Source organism: Nocardioides epinepheli (assembly GCF_037936805.1).
GTDB lineage: Bacteria > Actinomycetota > Actinomycetes > Propionibacteriales > Nocardioidaceae > Nocardioides.
This window is the reverse complement of sequence record NZ_JBBMMC010000019.1, coordinates 1-20422: the sequence shown is the minus strand read 5'-3', so window position 1 is coordinate 20422 and position 20422 is coordinate 1. Positions and strand designations below refer to the sequence as shown.

The window sequence follows — 20422 nt, the reverse complement described above, 5'->3', positions numbered from 1 at the left end:
CGTAGTACCGTCCCGCTCGTCGGGAGCCGGGGGGAACCCGACCGGGCCGGTGCCCGTCTACCCCCACGTGCAGACGACCGGAACTCCAGACTGGGGGATGAGAATGGGCAAGGCATCGGCCATCAGATGGCCGCGATCGGTGGCCGCGCTGGCGACCATGGTGCTGGTGGCAGGACTCGCGGCGATGAGCCCGCCGGCGGTCGCGGAGCCGGGCGGACTCGACTTCGTGCCTGCGAAGAGCCGGCCCGATGCGCCGCAGCACCGCGAGCCCGCGCAGCGCGGCCAGACCACCGTGCGCACCAGTGGCGCGCTGACCAGCCGCCCCACCGGGATGCCGACCACGACGACCCCGGCCCGCCGTCTGGTGCGGGCGAGTGCGGTCGACGAGGTGCTGGCCGAACGGTTCACCGCGTCGTTCGTGCTCGGCGCCGTCCCGACGTCGAGCACCGACGGGTGGATGACCGCGGAGTACGGCTACTTCGACGACAACACCTGCTACGGCTACAAGAGCTATACGACCACGACGCTCGCTGCGGGCAACGGCTTCACCCGCTCGGGCACGCAGGTCAACTTCTCCGCGTCCAGTTACGAGGCCGGCTATGCCTACGACTGCGCCTTCGTCTACCTGTCCAACGCGGACGGCTCGGCGATCTACGACGTCCTGATCGGTGCGCTCAAGCCCACCTACGCCCCGCCGCGCCTGCAGTTCGGGAAGGTGCGCACGCAGCGACTGGTCCACAAGGCGACCACGCGCATCGACGTGCCGATCCGCAACATCGGGCTCTCCGACGCCGAGCACGTCACGATCTCCGGCAAGGGCAAGGGGCTCAAGGTGCGCACCACCAAGGTGAGCTATCCGCTCCTCGCCGAGAGCACCTACTCCAGCACCGTGAGCGTGCCGATCACCTTGAAGGCCAAGAACAAGGTCCCGAAGCGCACCAAGATCAAGCTCGTCGCCACCACGGCCGGATCGCGGACCACCACCACCGTGCGGGTCGTGCGCATCGACCCGCCGCCGCGGCCCAAGCCGGGCAAGTACGAGGGGAAGAAGACCTCCACGACCTTCCAGATCGACCGGTCCGGCAAGGTGCGCGGCTTCCGTGCCTACCTGAGTGGCTACTGCGGCATCCTCGACAGCCGCTACCCGACCTCGGGGTGGTACTCGTTCAAGACCACCAAGGTGCCGCGCAATGGCATCGTCGATGACGTCGAGAAGGGCGAGCTCTACACGGTCTACCTCCGGATGCAGTTCAAGGGCTCCAAGGTCGTCAACGGGACGATGCGCTACTCCGGACCGAACTACTGCTCCCTCAGCGGCGCGGTCGACGGCGTCCGCAAGCGATAGCGAACCTCGATCGGACCGGGCGGGTGGATGCTCACCCGCCCGGTCCGATCGTCGGCCCGTAGGATCGTGGGGTGGCCGGCCGGATCCGTGAGGAAGACATCGCGGCGGTGCGGGAGAAGGTCCGCATCGACGAGGTGATCGGCGACTACGTCACCCTGCGGAACGCCGGCGGCGGATCGCTGAAGGGGCTGTGCCCCTTCCACGACGAGAAGTCGCCGTCGTTCAACGTCAATCCGGCGCGCGGCTTCTTCCACTGCTTCGGCTGCCAGAAGGGCGGCGACGTCCTCACGTTCTTGATGGACATCGACGGCCTGTCGTTCACCGAGGCCATCGAGCGGCTCGCCGACAAGGTCGGCATCCAGCTGCGTCGCGAGGACGGCGACGCGTTCGACCAGCGCCCCAAGGGACCGCCCCGGCAGCGGCTCGTCGAGGCCAACCGGGTCGCGCAGGAGTTCTACGCCGAGCAGCTGAGCGGTCCTGACGCCCAGGCCGCCCGCACCTTTCTCCAGGAGCGCGGCTTCGACCAGGCGGCCGCCGAGCAGTTCGGGCTCGGTTTCGCACCGCGCGAGGGCGAGGCGCTGTGGAGGCACCTGCGCGGGCGCGGCTTCAGCCAGGACGAGGCGGTGGCTGCCGGCGCCGTCGCGATCGGCCGCTCGGCCTACGACCGCTTCCGGGGGCGGCTGCTGTGGCCGATCCGCGACCCCAGCGGGGCCACCATCGGCTTCGGTGCCCGCCGGATCTTCGAGGACGACAAGATCGAGGCGAAGTACCTCAACACCCCCGAGACGACGCTGTACAAGAAGAGCCAGGTGCTCTACGGCATCGACCTGGCGCGGACCTCGATCGGCAAGGCCTCCCAGGCCGTCGTCGTGGAGGGCTACACCGACGTGATGGCCTGCCACCTGGCCGGGATCACCACCGCCGTCGCCAGCTGCGGCACCGCCTTCGGCGACGACCACGCCCGCGTCCTGCGCCGCTTCATGCTCGACCACGACGAGTTCCGCGGCGAGGTCATCTTCACCTTCGACGGCGACGCCGCCGGCCAGAACGCCGCGTTGAAGGCGTTCGACGGCGACCAGCGGTTCGTCTCCCAGACCTACGTGGCCGTCCAGCCCGAGGGCCTCGACCCCTGTGACCTGCGAGTCCGCGACGGCGACGCCGCCGTCCGCGATCTCGTGGCGCGGCGCCAGCCCCTGTACCGGTTCGTGCTCGGCAACATCATCGGCAAGTACGACCTCGACCGCGCCGACGGCCGCGTCGACGCGATGCGTGAGAGCGCCCGGCTGGTGGCCTCGGTGCGCGACCAGTCGAAGGTGACGGCGTTCGCGCAGGAGATCAGCAAGATGATCGGCGCGGAGATCGACACCAACGTCGTGCTGGCCGAGGTGCAGCGGGCCGCTCGGCGCGGTCCCGGCGGGCAGGGCTCGCGGGGGCACGACCGTGGCGGGGCAGCACCGGCCCCTCCCGAGCAGGCCCCACGCCGTCCGGCCGTCCCGGACCTGCGCGACCCCCGCTTCGAGGTGGAGCGCGAGACTCTCAAGCTGGTGCTCCAGCACCCGTTGGCGATCGGCCGCACCACCGCCGACATCGGGCCCAACGACTTCACCCACCCCACCTATCGCGGCGTGTGGGAGCTGGTCGCGGCCGCGGGCGGCACCGCCGCGGGCACGGCGGATCCGGGCTGGATCCCCAAGCTCCGTGACGCCGCCACCGACCCGGCCGTCTCCTCGGTGATCAGCGCGCTCGCCGTCGAGCCGCTGATGAAGGAGCCCGACGCCGCCTACGTCACCCTCTACGTCGTCCGGCTGCTCGAGCTCACCGCGCTGCGCCGGATCGCGGCGGTCAAGGGACGGATGCAGCGCACCAACCCCGAGCAGGTCGACGCCTACCGTCAGATGTTCGGCGAGCTCGCCGCCCTGGAGCAGTACCGTCGCAACCTGCGCGACCGGATCGTCGGAGGTGTCGTGTGAGAGCCCGCGAACGTCGTCCCAGGCTCGACGTCGCCAAGGGGGAGAGACTCCTGGCCTGGGCGGTCGACGAGGACGGCCGTGCCATCGGCGGCACCCGGGACGCCTTCTACGGGCCGCAGCGGGTGCCTTGGGAGCAGGTGGAGGCCGCCGGGTGGGACAGCGACAGCTCCACCCTCCGGGTCAGCGAGGTCGGCTCCTGGGGGCACACCCGCCCCGAGCACTCCTACGTCGTCGAGCAGCCAGGACGCCTCCTGGAGCTGATCCGCGAGCGGGTCACGGCCTCGGTCGTCCTGCAACGCCACGTGCCGCTCACGGGCCGCCGGGGCCTGCGCGTGATCGCCCGCCGCGCACCGGGCGGCGGGGGAGATCTGCACTGGATCTATGAGTACGACGAGGGCGTCGACCCCGATGACCCCGCCGTCCGGCTCGCCGCCGCCGAGGCACTCGAGGCCGCCCGCATCGACGTCGGACTCGACTGAACCCGCGCTCCGCGGTCGCCGTAGGCATCCCGATTCCGCGACTGGGCGTCGCCTTGCTAACGTATGCGCGCACGATCCCCTGTAGCTCAACTGGCAGAGCATTCGGCTGTTAACCGGAGGGTTGTTGGTTCGAGTCCAACCGGGGGAGCTGGGTAGGAGGTCCCGGCGTCGGAGACGGCGCCGGGACCTCGCCTTTTCCGCCTCGTTTGGTCTGACCAGGCACCTTGACCGGGGTGAACGCGACGCTGGGTCGCCATCCACGGAGGGAGCCGAACCATGGTGCGTCGAGTCGCACTGGCGGTGGTGGTCGTGGCGATCCTCATCCCGTCAGCGGTCCTCGCCGCGCTTCGCCTCGCCACACCGAGCGCGGCCCTGTGGGTGCAGCTGACGTCGTTCGTGCCGTGGGCGGTGCCGCTGCTCGTGGTCGGCGCGGTGGCGCTGGCGATCCTGTGGTGGCCGAAGCGGTCCGACCGCACCACGATCGCCGTGGCGGCCGTCCTGGTCGGTCTGCTCGCGCTGCACCTGACCTGGCTCGCCCCGCAGTGGGTCGGTGGTGCGCCTCGGGCCGATCCCGAGGCCGAGGCGATCACGGTGGTCGTGATCAACGCCAGGTTCGGGCGCGCTGACGCCGTGGCCGTGGCCGAACGGGTCCGGGACGAGGAGGCCGGGATCCTGGTCGTCAGCGAGGCGACGCCGGCGTTCGTGGAGGCGCTCACCGCCGCCGGCATCAGCGACCGCCTTCCGATGTTCGGCGGTGCGGCCGCGGACGGCGCGGGCGGCACGGTCGTGTTCAGCACCGACCCGGTCGAGACGATCGAGCGGGTCGAGATGCCGTTCGGCACCTACGTGCTTCGCACCCAGGGGCAGACGATGATCGCCGCGCATCCGCGCACCCCGCGCGACATCGACGGTTGGCACACCGACCACGAGGCGTTGCGCGTCGCGGCCCGTGAGCACGGCGTCACCCTCATCGCCGGCGACCTCAATGCCACCGTCGACCACGAGCCGGTCCGGCGTCTCCTCGACGACGGCTACCGCGACGCCGCGGAACTGACCAACGCCGGTTGGGCGCCTACCTGGCCCGTCGACCGCGACCTGCCGCTGCCGGTGGTCGCGATCGACCACGTGCTGGTGACCGACGAGGTGGCGGTCGTGGACCACTCCACGTTCGAGGTCGGTGGGACCGACCACCGTGGTCTGGTGACCACGGTGGCGCCCGCCGCATAGCTCGCGGGGAGTCGGCGCCGGGCACCGTTCCGCGATAGAATCAATGGGTGCCTTGGACCGATCAGACGCCGTCTAGTGCGCTCGGTACCAATGGCTACATCTCGGCGTGGGGAGCGTGGCAGTCCGGGTTCCCCGGCACCGGTCGCTGACCGTCCGCGTCGCGACCGAACCGGGCGCGACACCTCCGATCGACCTACGGATCACCGACCCATGTCTGCATCGTCCTCTGCTCCCTCAACCCTCTCCCGTATCGGCTCCTGGGCTCGTCGCGAGCCCTCCGGCGGCATCCTGCTCGGGCTGGCCACCCTGCTCGCGCTCGTGTGGGCCAACACCGGCGCCGCCGACGCCTACGTCGGCCTGCGGGACGCCGCCTTCGGGCCGCACAGCCTCCATCTGCACCTGAGCGTGGGCCAGTGGACGGCCGACGGCCTGCTGGCGCTCTTCTTCTTCGTCGTCGGGCTCGAGCTCAAACAGGAGTTCGTGGCGGGGTCGCTGAGCGACCCACGGCGCGCGATCGTGCCCGTCGTGGCGGCCGTCGGCGGCGTCGTCGTGCCAGTGGTCATCTACCTGGCCGTGGTGTCCGCGGCAGGCGGGGGCGGCGAGGAGCTGCGCGGCTGGGCGGTGCCGGCGGCTACCGACATCGCCTTCGCCGTCGCCGTCCTGGCGCTCGTCTCGCGCCGGCTGCCCGCTGCGCTGCGCACGTTCCTGCTCACGCTCGCGGTGGTCGACGACCTCATCGCGATCACGATCATCGCGGTGGGCTACTCCGACGGCGTCGACCTGCTGCTGCTCGGCCTCGCCGCCCTCGGCGTCGCGGTGTTCGCCGTCGTGGTGCGCCGGCGTCCGGTGTGGTGGCTGCTGGTCCCGATCGCGCTGGCCACCTGGGCGCTCATGCACGCCTCCGGCGTCCACGCGACGATCGCGGGAGTGCTCCTGGGCCTGGTGGTCCCGGTCTTCGACGTCAAGACCAAGGCACGCCCGGCCGCCGCGAGCGGACGCCGCGAGGCGGCCGCGTCGGGTCCCGCGGCTCGCCTGGTCCATCTGCTGGAGCCGTGGTCGTCGTGCGTCGCGGTGCCGATCTTCGCGTTCTTCGCCGCGGGGGTGACCGTCGGTGGTCTCTCCGGCTTCGCGGACTCCCTGACCCGCCCGGTCACCATCGGGATCGCGGTGGCGCTCGTGGTCGGCAAGACGGTAGGGATCGCGGGCACGACGTTCCTTCTCACCCGGATCCCCGGCATCGGGTTCGACAAGGGCCTGAAGTGGCCCGACCTGCTCGGTGTCGCCATCCTGGGCGGCATCGGGTTCACCGTGTCGCTGCTGGTGGGAGACCTCGCGTTCGGCACCGGCAGCGCCCTCGACGACGACGTGAAGATCGGCGTGCTGGTCGGATCCCTCGTCGCCTCGGTGCTCGGCGCGCTGGTGCTCGGGTTGCGCAGCCGGGCGCTGCGACCCGGCCGCGCTCGTACCGACTGACCGGCTACTCGCCCCAGCCCATCGGGAACACCTCGAACGGCGCGGCGAAGGTGACGCCGAGGCGCTGTCCGGTCTGGCGGGCCATCCCCTCGAGGAACTCGCGGGAGTCGAAGTGCTCCCAGCCGAGACCGTCGATGTAGGCCTTGTGTGCCTCGAGCGAGGCGACGCCTGCGTCGAAGGTGTCGGTGGTGTCGACGGCGTGGGCCGCCCGCGGCGAGCCGAAGACCCACACCTCCCGCACGCCGCCCCACGGCTCGAGGTCGCCGGTGGCGGGATCGCCGAGCTGGTCGGGGAAGATCCAGCGGTTGCCGGCGTCGCGGACGGCGTCGAGGACGGCCTTGCCGACCGCGATGTGGTCGGCCTGGTTGAGGTTGCGTCCGCCCCAGGTCTCGTGGAAGTTGCCGGTGATGACGATCTCCGGACGGAATCGGCGCACGGCGCCCGCGATCGCCGCACGCAGTGGCACGCCGTATTCGAGGACGCCGTCGGGCAGGCCAAGGAAGTCGACCTCCTCGACGCCGACGATGCGCGCGGAGTCGACCTGCTCGGCCTCGCGCACGACGCGGCACTCGTCCGGCGCCAGGCCGTCGATGCCGGCCTCGCCGCTGGTGACCATGCAGTAGGCGACGGTCTTGCCCTGAGCGGTCCAGCGGGCCACCGCGGCGGCGGCGCCGAACTCCATGTCGTCAGGGTGGGCGACCACGCACAGCGCGCGGTCCCAGTTCTCATCGAGTCGTTCGAGCGGTTCGGGTTCCATGGCCCCAGCATGCCCGACGGTGTGGCGACCCGAGCGCGCGAGAATCGTGGACCCTTCAGGTCGCGGTGCTATTTTGGCCGCCCGGGCCGTCCGGCACCGAACCCTGCCCCCTTGCACGAGGATGCGATGTCTGACGAGGTGCTCGAGCCGCAACGGCCGCGCGGCGGCAGCCGCCGCGCTCCGCGCTCGTCCCGGCGACCCGTGCGGCGCCGTCAGGGAGGTGCCCGCGTCCTCCGGATCCGCCGGCGTGCGGAGAGTCTCCCGGGGACGATGGGGCTCACGACGATGGGCGCGTTCATCCCCGGGTCCGGGTTCCTGTACTCCGGACGCCGCGGCATCGGAGCCTTGATCCTGCTGGGTTGGCTGGTGGCCATCGGCACGCTCGTCTGGTACTTCGGCCGGGGGACCCGGCCGGCCCTCGACCTCGCCTTCGACCCGACGCTGGTCCGGGTCGCCGCGGTGCTGCTCGGCCTGGTGCTCGCGGTGTGGGCGGTGATCGTCTACACGTCCTATCGATCGGTGCGCCCCACCGAGCGGCCGCGCTCGCACACGATCATCGGCCACGTCGTCGTGGTGGCGCTGCTCATCGTCGGTGCGGCGCCGGTCGTGCGCGCCGTCCAGTACGCGCTGGTGACGGCCGACGGCGTGGAGGACGTGCTGCCCGACAACGTCAAGAGCCAGACCACGCCTGAGGGCGTCACCGAGGACGACCCCTGGGCGGGCCACGAGTACGTCAACGTGCTGCTGCTCGGCGGCGACGGCGGCGAGGACCGCACCGGCGTCCGCACCGACACCGTCATCTTGGTGAGCATCGAGACCAAGACCGGCCGCACGGTGATGTTCAGCCTGCCGCGCAACATGATGTACGCCCAGTTCCCCGAGGACTCGCCGCTGCACGACGTCTACCCCGACGGCTACCAGACCGGGCTGGGCGACCCCGGCTTCGACATGCTCAACGCCATCTACAGCCAGGTGCCCGAGGCGCACCCCGGCATCCTCGGCGAGAGCGACAACGAGGGAGCGGACGCCGTCAAGCTGGCGGTCGAAGGAAGCCTCGGCATCCCCGTCGACTACTACCTGCTGGTCAACCTCAAGGGTTTCCAGACCATCGTCGACGCGCTCGGCGGCATCACGGTCAACATCAACGAGAAGGTCGCGATCAACGGCAACACCGACCTGAACATCCCGCCGACCGGCTACCTCGAGCCCGGCCCGGACCAGCACCTCGACGGCTTCCACGCCCTGTGGTTCGCACGCGGCCGCTACGGCTCGGACGACTACGCGCGGATGGACCGCCAGCGCTGCACGATCGACGCGATCATCGAGGCCGCCGACCCGATGACCCTCCTCACCCGCTACATCGATCTGGTGAAGGCCGGCAAGGAGATCGTCTACACCGACATCCCGCGCCGGATCGCCCCCGACTTCGTCGAGCTGCTGCTGAAGGTGAAGGAGGGCAAGATCCGCTCGGTCGTCTTCCGCACCTCCGACACCTTCTCCTCCTCCGACCCCGACTACGACGCCATGCGCGAGACGGTTGCCAACGCCCTCAACCCGCCGCCGCGTCCCGCCGGCGCACCCAAGGTCCGCCGCGCGGAGAACCCGGTCGACGTCTGCGCCTACAACCCGGTCGACGAGGCCTCCGCAGCGGAGTGACCGTCGTCTAGGCTGCGGTGCGTTGGTTTCGGGGCGGTAGCTCAGTCGGTTAGAGCAGAGGACTCATAATCCCTCAAGCGGTCAATCGGGACGTCGGTCCGATCCCCGTTCCGACCAGCAAAAACGACCGCTGACCTGCGCAGATGCGTCAGGTCAGCGGGCGTTCTGTCTCGTTGATCGTTGTTGATTAGAAACGGCAGTTTGCGAGTCTCGTGCGGCACGGATGCGGCACGAGATCGACTCACCGGACGGTGAACCGTCGAGGGTCGCGAGGGATCGAGGTCTCGAGGAACAAGGGCCACTCGTCCTCGCCGCGGCGCGCCGTGCCGCGGACGCGCACGGGGTGCCCGTCGACCGGGCCGGTTCGCGAGACGGGGAGGCACCGAGTCTCGCCGTAGCGGATCGGGCCGAGCTCGATCCTGCCGTGCTGCCCGTGGTAGTTGAGACCGACGACGCCGCGCTCGGCCGGCCCGCTCTCGTCGCTCCGGGCGGCCAGCTCGACGACGAGTGAGTCGAGGTCGTCGGAGTCGAGCCGAACGTCGACGGTCGGTCCGGTCATCGGGTCCTGTCGACCTTCGAGCGTCAGCCTCGGGGCGAGCGCGTCGTGTCTGTTCGCGGCGGCTACGGCCGCGTTTCGTCGCGCCGCCTGCGACGCCCGAGCGGTGAACACGACAGAGGTCAGAGCCACGCACAGCGCGACGACGGACACGACGAGAGCGGCGGTCTGCATAGGTGGGAACGTATCCGTCCGGGACTGGTGGACGCGTGTCACTCCGTCGGGTCGTCGACCACAACGACCACTCGGCGACCGGAGATCGGCGGTTCGGCGCGGCGAGACAGAACCGCGTGACGTTCCCCGGTCGAGACGTGTCGAGGTCCCCGGCACGTGCCGCACGCACGCGCCGGGGACCTCTCTCGCCGCGGGCTTCCATCCGCGGCGTCCGATCCGCGGCGTCCGATCCGTCTGGTGCCCGACCGGCGGATCACGACAAACGCCGGTCGGGCGACGTCAGCGGATCGGGGTCTCTGCGAGCTCCGCGGACAGCTCGTTTATGAGGGGACCGTGTCCCTCGATCGAGAGCGCGTCCTCGCCGCGAAGGACTTCGACGTCGACGAGCGGCGGGACACCGTCGACGCCGGTCAGGGTGGCGAGCCGTCCGCGGTTCACCATGCCGGCCGCGCCGGGGAAGCCGAGCGGCATGTCGTCGAGCACGGCACGCACGGCCGCGACGAGGTCCGCGGCGCTCTCCGCGGCGCGCTCGAGGGACCGGGTCCGTCCGAGCTGTCCGAGACGCGGTGCGGTGAGGGTCGCCTCGCGCCAGTGGTCGCCGTCGTACGCCGCGAGCTCCGCGAGCCGGTGCTGAACGCCCGCGATGTGCTCCGGGACGGCACGGCGGGCAGCGTGTGCACGCCCGACAAGCTCCTCCTCCTGCGCGTCGAGGACGAGCAGCGCGGCCGAGCGTCGTCGGGTGTCGAGGCTCGCGAGGGCTCGAGCGAGAGTCGCGGCGTGGTCGCGGTGCCGGGTTGCCTCCGCGGCGTGCGCGGCCGCGTCGTCGCCGTCGACGATCGCCTCGGCCTCGGCCGCCTCGGCGGTCGCCGCGAGGGCGAGCGCGTCGTCTCGGTCGCTGGTCAGCTCGACGCGGCGGGCGTCGAGCCGGACGACGACGTCCATGCGGTCGTACGCGTCGGCCGGCCACGGGCCGTGTGGGCACTCGTCGAGCAGGGCGCGGGCCGTGCGTGGCTTGGTGGTCTCGGCGTCGGTGGTCTCTGTCATGGCTGGTGTCTCCTCGGTGTGCCTGGTCCGGTGCGTGGGTGCGTCGTTGTCGTCGTTGTTGTCGTCGAGGTCGTCGAGGTCGTCGAGGTCGTCGTCGACGTGCTCGGATCCGTTGTGTCTCGCGGTGTCGTCTGCGGCCGCGACTGTTGTCGGCGTCGTCCAAACGGGGAGGTACGTCCCGTCTTCGAGCCGGCGGAGCTCGCCGGCGTCGACGAGCCGCCCGAGGTAGCGCCGGACGGTGCTCGCCCGGTCGCCCGGGGCGAGGGTCGTCCACCGCGGGTCGGGAGGGTCGAGGTCGAGCCGCTCGACGACGGCCGCGGCGTTGGCGACGCCGAGCCGGTACGCGGCGTCGAGGATCGCCTCGGTGCGTGGGGACAGGGGTGCGCTCACGGGTGTCTCCGTTCGGGGAGTGAGGTCAGGCGGTCCTCGGCGGCCGCGAGGGCTTCGAGGAGGTCGTCAAGGCACTCGAGGCCGGCGTCGCGGTCTCCGAGCTCAAGGGCGAGCTTCACGCCGAGTACGTGCTGCATAACGCGGAGCCGCTCGGTCTCGCAGCGTCCGGCGTTCCCGCGGCGTGCGGGGCTCCCGGTGGTGGTCGTCATGGTCGGTCCCGGGCGTCTCGGCCGCGTGGGATCGGGCGGCCGGCGTCGTCCTCTCCGAGCCACCCGTCAACGCACCCGGCGTGCAGGGTCGGTTGCTCGTCGGTTGCGCGCTCGCGGAGCTCGGCCGCGTCCGAGCTGTCGACGGGGTAACGGCGGGTCACGACGCGGTCTCCGCATCCTCGGCCGGCGACTCGGCCTCACATGCCGGACATACCCGCGAGGCGTTGTGTCCTGTGCCGCGGATCGTCGTTCCGTCGACGCGGCCGTGCGCGCAGCGGCGAGCGTCCGCGCGGCGGGCTCGTGCCTCGTCGTCGAGCCTGCGGACGAGCGAGCGGCGATAGTCGGGCGACGAGCGGAGACGCGCGCTCGCGCTCGCCGTGGTAGTCGGGTCAACCTCGGCCAGCCCGACGACGGCGCGCGCAGTCTCCTCCGTCCACCCCTCCTTCCCCGCCAGCCAACTGACGAGCGAGCTCGAGACTCCCGTCGACGCAGGCGGCGGAGGGATAGGGATGCTTGAGGGAGAGGGAGTGTCAGGTCTCACCGGACGGTTCCCCGACGGTTCAGGGGTCTCGACCGTCGGGCTCGCCGGACGGTTGCCGGACGGTTGCCCGACGGTTCGCGCGACCGAACCGTCGGCCTCACCGGACGGTTGGCGACCGTCGGCTTCACCGGACGGTAGTGGGGCGGGCAGCGTCAGCCGGTAGCGCGTGCGGCGTCCGCCGCGGCGCGTGTCGTCGATCGCGACGAGCGCCGGCCGTACGGCCGTCGGTAGCCCGAGGCGACGGACGACGTCGTACACGGTGCCGCGGTGCAGGCCCGTCCACGCCGCGAGGTTGTCCGCACCAGGCGCGGACGTCTCGCCGTCGTACGAGTCGCAAGCGAGGGCGAGCAGCACGAGCCGGTCAGCCTCGGTCGTCCAGCTCGCGGGCAGCGCGGCGACTCGGGCGACGGCGGGTCGGTCGCCGTCGACGCGTAGCGCATCGTTCGTCACGGTGGAGTCCTGTCGGTCGAGGTCAGGGGATCGGTCGTCCTGCGGTCAGGTCGTCGCGGGCGCGAGCGTCGAGCGGCATCGGTGCAGGTCAGCGACCCGGCCGGCTCGGCGGCACCCGAGCGGCGGCGTCATCGTGCCGCACTCGTGCCGCATCACGTCGCGCTCGAGGCGTTCAGCCGCTCCTCGCGCTCGCGCTCCTCGATCCACCGGTCGACGTCGGTCCGGCGGTAACGGACGGCACGGCCGACGCGGAAGCCGCGCGGCCCCTGCCCGGTGTGCCGCCAGTAGCGAACCGTCGCCGCGGGGATGCCGAGGAGTTCGGCCACGTCCTCGGTGCTCAGGAACTCTCGGTCTGCCATGTCGGTGCCCTCCTGTAGAGCGGTGCTCGGTCAGCGGTGCTCGTGCCGAACCAACTAGACAGGTCTTGAATCACATTGGACAATGCTTGCATGACACTAAAACGCGATCACGGTCCGGCGCTCACGTCTGCACGAGTCGGGCGCAACGTGGCTGACCTGCGACGTCTCTCCGGCGCGGGGTCACAAGCTCGACTGTCCGAGCGTCTACGCGAGCGTGTAGGGCTCGAGCTCGACACGTCTGCGGTCGCCCGGATCGAGACCGGCCGACGAGGCGTCTCGGTCGACGAGCTCCTCGCTCTGGCGCTCGCGCTCGACGTCAGCCCGCTCCGGCTCCTCCTTCCACCGACCCGCGACGACACCCCGACGCCGATCACGCCGACGACGAGCGTCGCGGCGGGCACGCTCTGGACGTTCTGCGAACAGCTCGAGCCGTGGTGGGACGACGCGGCCGACGAGACGGACGACCCGGCCGGATCGCGGTTCGAGGCGTGGTCGCGGATGCGGCTGGGTCACGAGGCGGTCGACGACGACCGGCGCGAGTCCGAACGGGTCGTCGACGCGAGCGGCGGATACGCGGCCGTGAGTGAGCGGCTACGCGAGATCAGGGGACGCGCGGCGCTGTTCGACGTCCTCGAGCAGATCGGCGTCACGCTCTCGTCGCCTGCCGAGCGACGGGAGCGACGTAAGACCGAGCGACGAGTTGAGCGAGACCGGGACCGGCCGCTCGAGCGCCAGGTCCAGGAGTTGGCCGCGCAGGTCGCGCGGCTCACGGCCGCGCTCGGCGCGGACACATCAGACGACCGTCGCGACTGACCGCGACGGCACGACAAGAGGAGGACACAACGTGGCGACGTACAACGTCGCGAAGATTTCGGACGGTCGGTGGCGTGCGCGCTACCGGGGTCCGGATCGTCGCGAGCGAACGAGGATCTTCGACCGGAAGGTTGACGCCGATCGGTGGGGCCGCGCGCAGGTCGCGCGCGTCGACCGTGGCGACTGGACCGACCCGACTCTCGGCCGGACGACGGTCGAGGATTACGCCGCGGAGTGGCTCCGCGGGAAGGTGAAGCTCCGCGAGTCGACCCGGGCGACATACGACGCGCTCCTCCGCACGCACGTCCTGCCGACGTGGGGAAGTGTCTCGCTCGCCGGGGTGCGTCACGAGGACGTCGCGGCGTGGGTCACTGGCCTCCACTCGTCCGGGCTCTCGGCCTCCCGCACCCGGCAGGCGTGGGTCGTGTTCTCGCAGGTGCTCGAGCTCGCGGTGAAGGCTCGACGCATCCCGAGCAACCCGGCCCGCGGCGTCGAGCTCCCGAGCCTGCCGAGCCGGTCGACGCGCGACGAGATCCGGGCTCTCGACGAGCGGCAGGTGTGGGCGCTCTCCGACGCCGCGGGCGACCACAGGCTGACCGTCCTCACGCTCGCGTGGTGCGGGCTCCGGTTCGGTGAGCTCGCCGCGCTCCGCGTCCGCTCGCTCGACATGCTCCGGCGCGAGCTCCGCGTCACCGCGACCCTGTCCGAGCTCGGCGGCCGGCTCGTCGAGGGTCCGCCGAAGACAGAGGGCTCGGTCCGGACCGTGCCTGTCCCGTCGTGGCTCGTCGACGAGCTCGCGCCTCTCATGGACGGAAAGGGCCCTGACGATCGGCTGTTCGCCGCGGCCGCGGGCGGCCCGCTGCGGCTCGGGAACTGGCGTGGCCGCGTGTTTGACCCGGCCGTGCGTGGGTCCGGGCTCGCGACACAGGCCCGCGGCGACATGCTCCGCCCGCACGACCTACGGCACACGTGCGCGTCGCTCCATATCAAGCACGGCACTCCGCCGAAGGTGCTCTCGTCGATGCTCGGCCACGCGTCGGTGGCGATCACGCTCGACCGCTACGGCCACCTGTATCCGGGCGACGCGCACACCTACGTCGACCGGCTCGGGGAGATCGCGGTCGCGGCTCGTGCGGCACAGATGCGGCACGGTAGGGTCGAGCCCCTGAGAAGTGTCCCGCTCGCGAGCGTCGGAAGTGGCTCCTGACCTGCGGAAACACGACTCACGGGGCGGTAGCTCAGTCGGTTAGAGCAGAGGACTCATAATCCTTGGGTCGTGGGTTCGAGCCCCACCCGCCCTACGGCACGGCGCGCGTCGCCGAGCGTCACCGGGTTCACGCGGCGTCACGACCATCTGTGGTGCGGGTAGGACCGATCGAGTCCACCCGATCGACGCGATCTGCACTCAGCCCTGGCGGCCGCGCCACCGGAGCTCGGCCAAGCGCCTCCAAGCGCCACTAGACGCCCTAGACGCCACCGCATGCATCAGCCGTCCCGTCCCCGTCGGCGTCGAGTGACGACATCGCGAAGGTGCCACTCACGATCGTGGTGACCGCTCCCTCGAAGAACGGCCTCACGATGTTGTCCGGGGTGTCGGATGCCTGGTGGTAGTGCGGGGTTCGGTAGTCGGCCCCGTCGGTCGCGAACGCCGCGGGCACTCCCAGCTCGTAGAAGGCAAGGTGATCCGATCGCGAGATGAAGCTCGTCTCCGGCGGGTAGGTGCCGGCCTCCACGCCACCCCAGTCCTCCGACGTAGACGTCCAGGTGGCCGCTGCGGCTCGGAAGGTCTCGACCAGGCCCTCTGCTCCCTCGTACCCAAGCAGCAGCAAGGTGTCGCCGGGGTCGTCTCCCTGACCCTCCGGCGCCGCATACCCGAGCATCTCGGCGCTCACCATCCCCACGATCGTCCGCTCGTCGCCCTGCAGCGCCTCGCCGAGCGCCCGGGAGGCCGGATACGGCGGCCCCTGCTCCTCGAACGGCAGACCGGCCACCACGATCGACGCATCCGGCTCGGCCCGCGCCAGCACCCGCGCCGTCTCGAGCATCGCCGCGACACCGCTGGCGTCGTCGTCCGCGCCGGGCGACCCGGCCACCGTGTCGTAGTGGCCGGTCAGGACGAACACCTTGTCGGCACAGCTCTCTCCGGCGATCTCGGCCCACACCACCGGCAGTGTGATCCCCTCGCTCGTCACCGGGATCTCGTGCGCCTCCAGGCCCGCCTCGTCCAGCTCAGAGCTGATGTAGGCCGCCGCCTCGCGGACCGCTTCAGGGTTCTCCTGCGGGTGCCTCGGCGAGGCAGCCAGGGTCGTGATGTCGGCGAAGGCTCGGTCGGGTCGCACCGCAGCCACCAGCGGCGCCGCTCGTTCCTCCAGCGATCGGACGTCGGCAGGCGGCTGCGACGCGCTCGATGATGGACCTCCCGCCGACGATGCGCCCGTACGGTTCGTCCCCTCGGCGTCCCTGTCGGTCGAGGCCGAACACGCCGTGGCGAGCCCCAGGCATGCGATCGCGACGGACGTGGCGAGGCGGCGCGGCGACATGCAGGTCACTATGTCCGGATCGGCACGGTGAGCCAACCGCCCCACGACGCTGACCCGTCCGCTATGGCTGACGGGTCAGCGCGAAACCGAGAGCAGCCGTCGAGGTGGTCCGCTCTCAGGAGGCGTCGTCGATGAGCAGGTCGCCGGCGTCGGTCTGGACGAGCTGGAGGGTGACGGTCTCGGTGACCGGCCCCGAGCCCCGCATGTTGCGGCGGTAGGTGTAGGTGGCGGTGAGGGCGTCCGCATCGGCGTCGAGGGAGAGGATCTTGGCGTTGACCACGTTGCCCCAGAAGCCGGCGTAGCCGTCGATGCCGTTGCTGGCCGCCTGGTAGGCGGGCGTCAGCAGCTGGAAACCCGCCTCGGGGTTGCTGACGGCGGTCGGGATGTAGTTGCGGACGAAGTCCTTGATCTGCTTCTCCGTAGGCTCCGCCGGCGCGGAGGACGTCGGGGTGCTCGGCTCGGAGCTGGGCGGCGGCGTCGGCGTCTCCGAGGTCGTCTCCACGCCCGGCGGAGGGGAGGCGTCCTGCGGGTCGTCGCTGAGCGCCAGCGCGAGGATCACGCCGAGCAGGGCGAGCACGAGCAGCCCGATCAGGATCGGGAGCACGGCGCGACGTCGGGTGGGCCGGTAGCGGGTGGTCGGCTCGTCGGATGCGACGGCGCTCGCCGGTGGCGCCGGGGACTCGGAGGGTTCGGGCTCCGGTTCGGGATCGGCGAACGGGAGCAGACCCTCGTCGGTGGGCTCGTCGGGTGGTCCGGCGTCACCGGGGGAGAGGACGGTCGTGGCTGCCGGGAGTGCCGTGGCCTGGACCGGCTCGGACTGCGCGACCATCTCGAGGACCCGTGCGACGTCGTCCATCGCCCAGCGATGCTCGGGGTCGTGCGCCATGGTGGCCAGCAGCACCGGCTCCAGCTCTCCCGGATCGGCCAGGCGCGGCGGCGGCTCGTTGACGATCTGGTAGAGGGTCCCGAGGACGTTGTCGCCGACGTCGTACGGCGGCGCCCCGGCCAGCGCGTGGTACAGCGAGGCGCCCAGCGACCACACGTCGCTGGCCGGTGTGGCGGGGCGTCCGGAGGCGACCTCCGGTGCCAGATAGGCCGGCGATCCGGTGACCAGACCGGTCTGGGTGAGGGCCGCATCGGCCTGCATCCGGGCGATCCCGAAGTCGGTGAGCTTCACCTGTCCGTCGTTGCCGACCAGGATGTTGGACGGCTTCACGTCGCGGTGCACGATCAGGCTCCCGTGCGCCGCGGCGAGGGCCGTCGCCGCCTGGGCGAGGATCCGCGCCGCGTCGCGTGGCGCGAGTCGGCCCTGGGAGCGGATCAGCTCGGCCAGCGTGCTGCCCTCGACGTACTCCATGACCAGGTACTGCTGGTCGCCGTCCTGCACGAGGTCGTAGACCCCCACGATGTGCGGGTGGTTGAGGCTGGCGGCGATCCGCGCCTCGCGCTCGGCGCGCACCAGGTCGGGGCTCGACCCGCCGGGCATCACCCCGACGCGCTTGACCGCGACCGTCCGGCCGAGCAGCTCGTCACGGGCGAGCCACACCGCACCCATACCGCCACGCCCGATCTCGCGCTCGAGCGTGTACCTGTCATCGATCACCTAGGGAGCCTCCTGGCGAGGAAATCTACTGTGACCGGTGGTGAGACCTGGCAGGCTCCCTCCTGTCGGGTGATCGCCGCCATGCTGCAGGCTTGTCTTGGCACCGCCCGTGTGTCACACCGCCACGCCCCGATCGTGAAAGGCCCGTCGTGCCCGTCGACCCCACCCTCTTCGATGACCTCGAGTGGCGCGGACTCATCGCCCACTCCACCGACCGCGACTCGCTGCGCGCGGCGCTCGGCGAGGGCAGCGTGCGGTTCTATGTGGGCTTCGACCCGACGGCGGCGAGCCTCCACATGGGCCACCTCGTCCAGGTACTGACCGCGCGGCGACTCCAGCAGGCCGGCCACACGCCGTACGCGCTCGTCGGCGGCGCCACCGGCATGATCGGCGATCCCCGCGACTCCGGTGAGAGGACGCTCAACTCCTCCGAGACGGTGCGCGACTGGGTCGACCGCGTGCGCGGCCAGATCGAACCGTTCTTGTCGTTCGAGGGCACCAACGCCGCCACCATGGTCAACAACCTCGACTGGACCGGTGGGCTCTCCACCATCGACTTCCTGCGCGACGTGGGCAAGCACTTCCCCGTCAACCGGATGCTCGCCCGCGACACCGTGCGCCGTCGCCTCGAGTCGGGCATCAGTTACACCGAGTTCTCCTACGTACTCCTCCAGTCCTGGGACTACCTGAACCTCTTCCGCGACCACGGCGTCACCTTGCAGTTCGGCGGCTCCGACCAGTGGGGCAACCTCACCGCCGGCGCCGAGCTCATCCGCCGCGCGGACGGCGGTCAGGTGCACGCCTTCGCCACCCCGCTGCTCACCAAGGCCGACGGCACCAAGTACGGGAAGACCGAAGGCGGAGCACTCTGGCTCGACCCCGAGATGCTCTCGCCCTACGCCTTCCACCAGTTCTGGCTCAACGTCGAGGACGAGAAGATCGGCGAGCTGCTGCGCGTGTTCACCTTCCTCTCCCGTGAGGAGATCGAGGCTCTGGAGGCACGGCATGCCGAGAAGCCGTTCCTCCGTGAGGCGCAGAAGACCCTCGCCGACGTCGTCACGACCCTCGTGCACGGCCAGGAGGAGACCGAGCAGGCCAAGGCGGCCGCCGGGGCGCTGTTCGGCGGGGGCGACCTCGCGGCGTTGAGCCCGGCGACCCTCGCCGCGGCGCTGCGCGAGGCCGGGACGACGCGGATCGAGCGCGGCGAGGGCTGGCCGAGCATCGGCGATCTGCTGGTCGCGACCGGGCTGGTCTCCAGCCGCAGCGAGGCGCGGCGCACCGTGGCCGAGGGCGGGGCCTACCTCAACAACGCCCGCGTCGACGACGTCGAGGCCCCGATCGGCGAAGCCGACCTCCTGGGTGGATCGTGGCTGGTGCTGAGGCGCGGCAAGAAGAGGTTCGCCGGCGTCGAGGTCGGCTGAGCGGTAGGGATGACCACCGACGCGCAGTGGGTCGCCGGACTCGAGGAACGAGCTCGCGCCGCCCTGCCGTCGGCGGTGTTCGACTATCTGCGCCAAGGCGCCCGCGACGAGGTGACCCTGGACCGGAGCCTGACCGCGTGGCGCGAGGTGGCGCTCTACCCGCGGACCCTCGTCGACGTGCGCGAGGTGGATCCCGCGGTGACGCTGCTCGGCAGGCGCCACCCCGCGCCGATCGGGGTGGCGCCCACGACCCTGCAGCGTGCCGTGCACCCCGAGGGCGAGCGGGCGATGGCCCGGGCGGTCGCGGCCGCCGACGGCGTCCTGGTCGTCTCGAGCAACGCCGGGACGCCGTTCGCCGACATCGGTGCGACCGGCGTGTGGTGGTGGGTGCAGGCCTACCTGCCGACCGAGCGCTCCTTGGCCGAGCCGATGCTTCGTCGTGCGGTCGCGGCCGGCGCGGCGGCCGTCGTCCTGACCGTCGACACCCCGGTGGTCGGCACGAAGTACCCCCGTACCGAGCAGGGGGACGTCGTCTGGGACGTCGTCGATCCGGCCCTGCTCCGGGTGAACTTCGATACGGGCTACGAGGACGCCCCCGGGTCGGAGAAGGCCCTGGACCTGGGGCCCCGGGACATCGACTGGTTGCGCTCGGTCACCGGGCTCCCGGTCGTCGTCAAGGGTGTCCTGCGCCCCGAGGACGCGGCGCGTGCGACCGAGGCAGGGGCGGCCGCGGTGTGGGTGTCGAACCACGGTGGCCGACAGTTCGATCGCGCCCCCAGCACGGCGGCCGCGCTCCCGGGCGTGGTCCAGGCCGTGCAGGGACGTGCCGAGGTCTACGTCGACGGGGGAGTGCGCGGCGGCCTCGACGTCCTCACCGCGCTCGCCCTCGGGGCGGACGCCGCCTTCGTGGGGAGACCCGCGCTCTACGCACTCCACGAGGGCGAGTCCGGGGTGAGCCGGCTGCTCGCCGAGCTGGTCGCCCAGACGGTCGAGTCGATGCGCCTGGCCGGCGCCGTGAGCGTCGCCGCAACCCGCGGACTCGACCGATCTTGATCGATCAAACCGCCTCTGACCTGCGGAAACGTCGAGCGCAAGCAAATGTGTCGGGCGTCACGCCGTTTCGATTTGTGCCGGAGCCCGAAGTCCTCTAATGTTCTCCGAGTCGCCAGGGAGCGGCGGGAGGCAAGGCCGGAAGGTCGGGCCACCGGCCCCGGGGTGACCACCACTCTCACCGCCAGGTGATCGGAGCCAGCACGATCCGGCTCCCACGATCCTGGGGCACGAGAACGCGTGGTGCATCGGCCACCGAGCCAGACCCAGCAGGGCGCGGACGGTGTGCGTCTGATGTTTGAGAACTCAACAGTGTGTCATAGTCGACGGATTAGTTTGTATGCCCTGATCTTTTCGTGAGGTTT

General features: G+C 71.2%; 18 protein-coding genes and 2 tRNA genes. 12 read left to right on the top strand and 8 right to left on the bottom strand.

The window, feature by feature from the left end; translation table 11 throughout:
• Positions 1–103: 103 nt before the first annotated feature.
• The 6 genes from WMR31_RS20165 (at position 104) to nhaA (ending at position 6494) form a co-directional block, all read left to right on the top strand.
• Positions 104–1345, top strand: coding sequence for a hypothetical protein (locus WMR31_RS20165; RefSeq protein ID WP_340540691.1), 1242 nt, complete (start codon positions 104–106; stop codon positions 1343–1345).
• Positions 1346–1416: 71 nt separating this feature from the next.
• On the top strand, positions 1417–3315 hold the full coding sequence (dnaG, locus tag WMR31_RS20160) for a DNA primase (RefSeq protein WP_340540690.1): 1899 nt from the start codon (positions 1417–1419) through the stop codon (positions 3313–3315).
• Positions 3312–3794, top strand: coding sequence for a hypothetical protein (locus WMR31_RS20155; RefSeq protein ID WP_340540689.1), 483 nt, complete (start codon positions 3312–3314; stop codon positions 3792–3794). The genes dnaG and WMR31_RS20155 overlap by 4 nt, the downstream gene beginning before the upstream one ends.
• Before the next feature lie 75 nt (positions 3795–3869).
• A tRNA-Asn gene (locus WMR31_RS20150) sits at positions 3870–3942 on the top strand.
• A 128-nt stretch (positions 3943–4070) separates the two neighbouring features.
• On the top strand, positions 4071–5021 hold the full coding sequence (locus WMR31_RS20145) for an endonuclease/exonuclease/phosphatase family protein (protein WP_340540688.1): 951 nt from the start codon (positions 4071–4073) through the stop codon (positions 5019–5021).
• A gap of 210 nt (positions 5022–5231) precedes the next feature.
• Positions 5232–6494 (top strand): Na+/H+ antiporter NhaA, encoded by a 1263-nt coding sequence (gene nhaA / locus WMR31_RS20140; RefSeq protein WP_340540687.1) that lies wholly within the window; start codon positions 5232–5234, stop codon positions 6492–6494.
• A gap of 4 nt (positions 6495–6498) precedes the next feature.
• Here the strand turns inward: nhaA and WMR31_RS20135 are convergent, their stop codons facing one another.
• A complete protein-coding gene (locus WMR31_RS20135) occupies positions 6499–7251 on the bottom strand; it encodes a PIG-L deacetylase family protein (protein ID WP_340540686.1) in 753 nt (250 codons plus the stop codon).
• Between the two features lie 126 nt (positions 7252–7377).
• Here WMR31_RS20135 and WMR31_RS20130 point away from each other — a divergent pair, with 126 nt between their 5' ends.
• Entirely contained in the window at positions 7378–8907 is a 1530-nt protein-coding gene (locus WMR31_RS20130) for an LCP family protein (RefSeq protein ID WP_340540685.1), read from the top strand.
• A gap of 241 nt (positions 8908–9148) precedes the next feature.
• On the opposite strand, the gene WMR31_RS20125 is transcribed toward WMR31_RS20130, so the two are convergent.
• The 5 genes from WMR31_RS20125 to WMR31_RS20105 all read right to left on the bottom strand — a co-directional run bounded on the left by WMR31_RS20125 (position 9149) and on the right by WMR31_RS20105 (position 12630).
• Positions 9149–9466 (bottom strand): hypothetical protein, encoded by a 318-nt coding sequence (locus tag WMR31_RS20125; protein ID WP_340540684.1) that lies wholly within the window; start codon positions 9464–9466, stop codon positions 9149–9151.
• Positions 9467–9916: 450 nt separating this feature from the next.
• On the bottom strand, positions 9917–11071 hold the full coding sequence (locus WMR31_RS20120) for a hypothetical protein (protein WP_340540683.1): 1155 nt from the start codon (positions 11069–11071) through the stop codon (positions 9917–9919).
• Positions 11068–11280, bottom strand: a complete 213-nt coding sequence (locus WMR31_RS20115) for a hypothetical protein (RefSeq protein ID WP_340540682.1) — start codon at positions 11278–11280, stop codon at positions 11068–11070. The genes WMR31_RS20120 and WMR31_RS20115 overlap by 4 nt, the downstream gene beginning before the upstream one ends.
• A gap of 157 nt (positions 11281–11437) precedes the next feature.
• A complete protein-coding gene (locus tag WMR31_RS20110) occupies positions 11438–12271 on the bottom strand; it encodes a hypothetical protein (protein ID WP_340540681.1) in 834 nt (277 codons plus the stop codon).
• A 152-nt stretch (positions 12272–12423) separates the two neighbouring features.
• Positions 12424–12630, bottom strand: a complete 207-nt coding sequence (locus WMR31_RS20105) for a helix-turn-helix transcriptional regulator (RefSeq protein ID WP_340540680.1) — start codon at positions 12628–12630, stop codon at positions 12424–12426.
• A gap of 147 nt (positions 12631–12777) precedes the next feature.
• Here WMR31_RS20105 and WMR31_RS20100 point away from each other — a divergent pair, with 147 nt between their 5' ends.
• The 3 genes from WMR31_RS20100 (at position 12778) to WMR31_RS20090 (ending at position 14744) form a co-directional block, all read left to right on the top strand.
• The gene (locus WMR31_RS20100; protein ID WP_340540679.1) at positions 12778–13443 is read left to right on the top strand and encodes a helix-turn-helix domain-containing protein; all 666 of its coding nucleotides are present in this window, start codon (positions 12778–12780) and stop codon (positions 13441–13443) included.
• 31 nt (positions 13444–13474) lie between these two features.
• Entirely contained in the window at positions 13475–14650 is a 1176-nt protein-coding gene (locus WMR31_RS20095; RefSeq protein WP_340540678.1) for a tyrosine-type recombinase/integrase, read from the top strand.
• Positions 14651–14670: 20 nt separating this feature from the next.
• Positions 14671–14744: transfer RNA gene (locus WMR31_RS20090), tRNA-Ile, on the top strand.
• 165 nt (positions 14745–14909) lie between these two features.
• Here the strand turns inward: WMR31_RS20090 and WMR31_RS20085 are convergent.
• Both WMR31_RS20085 and WMR31_RS20080 read right to left on the bottom strand, forming a co-directional pair.
• Positions 14910–15791, bottom strand: a complete 882-nt coding sequence (locus tag WMR31_RS20085; RefSeq protein WP_340540677.1) for a M28 family metallopeptidase — start codon at positions 15789–15791, stop codon at positions 14910–14912.
• Between the two features lie 307 nt (positions 15792–16098).
• Positions 16099–17586 (bottom strand): serine/threonine-protein kinase, encoded by a 1488-nt coding sequence (locus WMR31_RS20080; protein WP_340540676.1) that lies wholly within the window; start codon positions 17584–17586, stop codon positions 16099–16101.
• 149 nt (positions 17587–17735) lie between these two features.
• On the opposite strand from WMR31_RS20080, the gene tyrS reads away from it, so the two are divergent.
• The gene (gene tyrS, locus WMR31_RS20075; protein ID WP_340540675.1) at positions 17736–19007 is read left to right on the top strand and encodes a tyrosine--tRNA ligase; all 1272 of its coding nucleotides are present in this window, start codon (positions 17736–17738) and stop codon (positions 19005–19007) included.
• Positions 19008–19016: 9 nt separating this feature from the next.
• The gene (locus WMR31_RS20070; protein WP_340540674.1) at positions 19017–20060 is read left to right on the top strand and encodes an alpha-hydroxy-acid oxidizing protein; all 1044 of its coding nucleotides are present in this window, start codon (positions 19017–19019) and stop codon (positions 20058–20060) included.
• Positions 20061–20422: the final 362 nt, after the last annotated feature.

Coding starts and splice junctions, on each gene's coding strand:
- WMR31_RS20165 (WP_340540691.1), top strand. CDS start 104: ATGGGCAAGGCATCGGCCATCAGATGGCCGCGATCGGTGGCCGCGCTG.
- WMR31_RS20145 (WP_340540688.1), top strand. CDS start 4,071: ATGGTGCGTCGAGTCGCACTGGCGGTGGTGGTCGTGGCGATCCTCATC.
- nhaA (WP_340540687.1), top strand. CDS start 5,232: ATGTCTGCATCGTCCTCTGCTCCCTCAACCCTCTCCCGTATCGGCTCC.
- WMR31_RS20135 (WP_340540686.1), bottom strand. CDS start 7,251: ATGGAACCCGAACCGCTCGAACGACTCGATGAGAACTGGGACCGCGCG.
- WMR31_RS20130 (WP_340540685.1), top strand. CDS start 7,378: ATGTCTGACGAGGTGCTCGAGCCGCAACGGCCGCGCGGCGGCAGCCGC.
- WMR31_RS20125 (WP_340540684.1), bottom strand. CDS start 9,466: ATGACCGGACCGACCGTCGACGTTCGGCTCGACTCCGACGACCTCGAC.
- WMR31_RS20115 (WP_340540682.1), bottom strand. CDS start 11,280: ATGACGACCACCACCGGGAGCCCCGCACGCCGCGGGAACGCCGGACGC.
- WMR31_RS20105 (WP_340540680.1), bottom strand. CDS start 12,630: ATGGCAGACCGAGAGTTCCTGAGCACCGAGGACGTGGCCGAACTCCTC.
- WMR31_RS20070 (WP_340540674.1), top strand. CDS start 19,017: ATGACCACCGACGCGCAGTGGGTCGCCGGACTCGAGGAACGAGCTCGC.